Genomic DNA, 3,406 nt, shown 5'->3' on the forward strand with positions numbered 1-3,406 from the left:
CCCGCAGACGATCCAGCCCGTCGCGGATCACCGGGTTGGCGAATTCGAGATAACCGTATTCGCATTGCCAGTCGTCGGGCAGATATTCCGGCAGGCGTTCAGCCAGCACCGAGAATTCGTCGACGGCCGATTGGCTGCGAGAGCCGTGACCGCAGATCATCACACCGGTTTTCATGCCGGCTGCTCTTCGGCATCGGGTGTCTCTTCACGGGATTTTGCGCGGCGCTTGCGGCCTCTCACGGCGGTCCATGCCGCGATGCCAATGGCGATGCCGACCGCGGCACCGGCGACCCAGTGATCATGACCCGCAAGCCCGCCGAGATGGCCCGCATGGGCGAGCGCGGGTCCAGCCGACAGGGTCAGGACAGTGATCAGGAACATGCGTATCATTGGCGGCCTCCGGTCTGGCATGACGCCCCGCTACGGCCCGGCAGGCAAAGGCTGTGCGCCTTTCTGACGATGCGCCCTGCCATCCCCTGTCTGGGGTCGATGGGGCGGGCGCCCCCTCTCCGGCCCGTTAGGGCGTCGTCTTCGGCATCGCTATAGCCCCGCCCAGCATCCGGAAGCAACGCGAATCCCGACCCCTGTGCGTGCGCGCACGACGTCTGTTCCCATAGCTCTACTGGTCCGACCGGCCCTAGGCCTTAGCTAGCGTCCGACACAGGATGGAGAGTTAAATGGGACGGCTGGTCGACGGCATTTGGCGCGTAGAAGGTATCGACACCAAGTCGAGCGGCGGTGAGTTCAAGCGCTCTACCGCGTCGTTTCGCAACTGGATCACTGCGGACGGCGAGAAGGGCCCTTCCGGCGAAGGCGGCTTTGCCGCGCAATCGGGCCGCTATCATCTCTATATCTCCCATGCCTGCCCCTGGGCGCACCGCACGATGATTTTTCGTAAGCTGAAGGGGCTTGAGGATCATATCTCGATCTCCGTCGTGCATCCCGACATGATGGAGCAAGGCTGGAGCCTCGACACCGATTTTCCCGGCGCCACCGGCGACACGCTCTACGAGCTGCCCTACCTTCGCGACATCTACATCCGCAACGACCCGAAGGTGTCGGGCCGGGCCACCGTGCCGATCCTCTGGGACAAGCAGCGCGAGACCATCGTGTCAAACGAATCGAGCGAGATCATCCGGATGTTCAATTCGGCCTTCGACGAAATCACCGGAAATACCAACGACTATTGGCCCGAGGACCTGCGCGACGCGATCGAACCGATCAACGACCGGATCTACGACACACTGAACAACGGCGTTTACAAATGCGGCTTTGCGTCCACGCAAAAAGCCTACGACGAAGCCGTGCATCCTCTCTTCGACACTCTCGACTGGATCGAAGGCCTGCTGTCGCGGAACCGCTACCTTGTTGGTGACCGGATTACCGAGGCCGACTGGCGGCTCTTCACCACGCTGATCCGCTTCGATCTCGTCTATCACACGCATTTCAAATGCAACCGGGCCTTCATCACGCAATATCCCGCGATTTGGGGATATCTGCGCGAGCTCTACCAATGGGAGGGCGTCGCCGAGACGGTGCATTTCGACCACTTCGTGCGGCATTACTACTACAGCCATGAGTCGGTAAACCCGCACCGCATCATCCCGATCAATCCCGAACCGGACTTCGATGCGCCGCACGGTCGCGGCTGAGCCTGCTTGCCCAAGTGCCACGAATCCGGTTCAAGCGGGCGAACCCGTCCGGAGAGCGCGCCATGACCACCTGGATCACCGTCTGCGATACCTGCAAGCTGGAAGGCTGGGAGGCGGGCGACATGACCTCGACCGACGGCGAACGGCTGGCCCGGCTGGTAGAGGCGGCGGCGGAAGGCACCGAAATCAAGACGCGCCGCGTATCGTGCCTGATGGGCTGCACCCACGGCTGCAACGTGGCGATACAGGGGCCGGGCAAGCTTAACTATACGCTGGGGCGGTTCGAACCCGGCGAAGAGGCCGCCGAAGGCATCGTCGGATACGCGCGCGAACATGCGGCAAGCGACAGCGGGCAGGTGCCGTATCGACAATGGCCACAAGCGGTCAAAGGCCATTTCGTCACCCGCCACCCGCCGCTCCCGGACGAATGACGCCGCGCGATCACGGCGGCGGGCTCGATGCCGCGCGAAAGCGCTACGGTGGCGATCGCGGCGATTGGATCGACCTGTCCACCGGGATAAACCCGGTGCCCTATCCGGTGGATGAGATCGCGCCGGAGGCTTGGACCGCCCTACCCGATCAAGGCGCGCAGGACCGGCTCATCGCCGCCGCACGGCGGTTCTGGTCCGTGCCGGACAAGGCCGTCGTGGTCGCGGCCCCGGGTGCCTCCGCTCTGATTGCCCGGATGCCCGAGCTGACCGCGCGGACAGACGTGACGATCCCCGGCCCCACCTACAATGAACATGAGGCCGCATTCCGCGCCGCCGGTGCCGCCGTCAATGATCCCGACGCGTTGCCGGCTGTCCGCGTTCTGGTGCATCCCAACAATCCCGATGGGCGCACAGTCACGCCGGAAGAAGTTCGCGACGCACATCGCGACCTGACGATCATCGACGAAAGCTTCTGCGATGTTCTGCCAGAGCGCAGTGTGATCGCGCTGACCGATCAGCCGGGAATCGTGGTGCTCAAGAGCTTTGGCAAGTTCTGGGGTCTGGCGGGGCTGCGTTTGGGATTTGCCATCGGGGCCCCGAAAACCCTGGCGCGGGTCGGGCGCGGTAGTGAACAGGTTATCGATTTGGAAACCATGCTGGGACCGTGGCCGGTGTCCGGACCGGCGTTGCAGATCGGTGCAAGGGCGCTCGAAGATGCAAACTGGGCGGACGCCACCCGCGACCGGCTCGCGAAAGATGCGGCGCGGCTCGACGCCATGGTGAGCGCGGCAGGCGCCCGGTGTTTGGGTGGAACCGATCTCTTCAGGCTCTACGAGGTCGGAGACGCTGCCCGTTGGCAGGACCGTCTGGCGCAAAACCAGATCTGGTCTCGCATCTTTCCCTATTCGACACGGTGGCTACGCCTCGGACTGCCCGCGCCGGACCAATGGGACCGCGTCGCTGCCGCCATTTCCGACGCGCCGCGATGATCCTCGCGCTTGGCATGGCGCTCGATGCCCTGATCGGTGAGCCGCGCTGGCTCTGGTCGCGGCTACCGCATCCGGCAGTTCTGATGGGTCGCGCGGTCGCGGCATTGGATAAGCAGTTCAACCAAGGCGAATTTCGAAAGGCCAAGGGGGTGTTCGCGCTTGCGGTGCTGGTGCTGGCGGCGATCGGAACTGGCCTCGGATTGCGGGCGATCCCCGGCCCCTATGCGGAAATCGTCGTACTGGGAATTCTCTTGGCGCAACGCTCGCTTGCCACCCATGTCGGCGAAGTCGGTCAAGCGCTCAATCGATCGGTTGCCGAAGGGCGGTTGGCGGT

6 protein-coding genes are annotated in these 3,406 nt (G+C 63.9%); 4 read left to right on the forward strand and 2 right to left on the reverse strand.

Annotated features, from left to right (window positions below):
* Together ACSHXH_RS19080 and ACSHXH_RS19085 are read right to left on the reverse strand one after the other, a co-directional pair.
* Positions 1-175: sirohydrochlorin chelatase (locus ACSHXH_RS19080; RefSeq protein WP_435673390.1), on the reverse strand; the 175-nt coding region annotated here is incomplete at its 3' end.
* Entirely contained in the window at positions 172-390 is a 219-nt protein-coding gene (locus ACSHXH_RS19085) for a DUF6732 family protein (RefSeq protein WP_435673385.1), read from the reverse strand. The genes ACSHXH_RS19080 and ACSHXH_RS19085, both read right to left, overlap by 4 nt.
* 287 nt (positions 391-677) lie before the next feature.
* On the opposite strand from ACSHXH_RS19085, the gene ACSHXH_RS19090 reads away from it, so the two are divergent.
* The 4 genes from ACSHXH_RS19090 to ACSHXH_RS19105 form a co-directional block, all read left to right on the forward strand.
* Positions 678-1,652, forward strand: coding sequence for a glutathione S-transferase family protein (locus ACSHXH_RS19090; protein ID WP_435673386.1), 975 nt, complete (start codon positions 678-680; stop codon positions 1,650-1,652).
* A 62-nt stretch (positions 1,653-1,714) separates the two neighbouring features.
* Complete coding sequence (locus ACSHXH_RS19095; protein ID WP_435673387.1) at positions 1,715-2,083, forward strand: DUF1636 family protein; 369 nt, start codon at positions 1,715-1,717, stop codon at positions 2,081-2,083.
* Positions 2,080-3,072 (forward strand): threonine-phosphate decarboxylase CobD, encoded by a 993-nt coding sequence (gene cobD, locus ACSHXH_RS19100; protein WP_435673388.1) that lies wholly within the window; start codon positions 2,080-2,082, stop codon positions 3,070-3,072. The genes ACSHXH_RS19095 and cobD overlap by 4 nt, the downstream gene beginning before the upstream one ends.
* Positions 3,030-3,406, forward strand: a 377-nt coding sequence (locus ACSHXH_RS19105; RefSeq protein WP_435673389.1) for a cobalamin biosynthesis protein, incomplete at its 3' end; no start/stop codon positions are given. The genes cobD and ACSHXH_RS19105, both read left to right, overlap by 43 nt.

The organism is Marivita sp., assembly GCF_051251565.1.
Classification (GTDB): domain Bacteria; phylum Pseudomonadota; class Alphaproteobacteria; order Rhodobacterales; family Rhodobacteraceae; genus Marivita.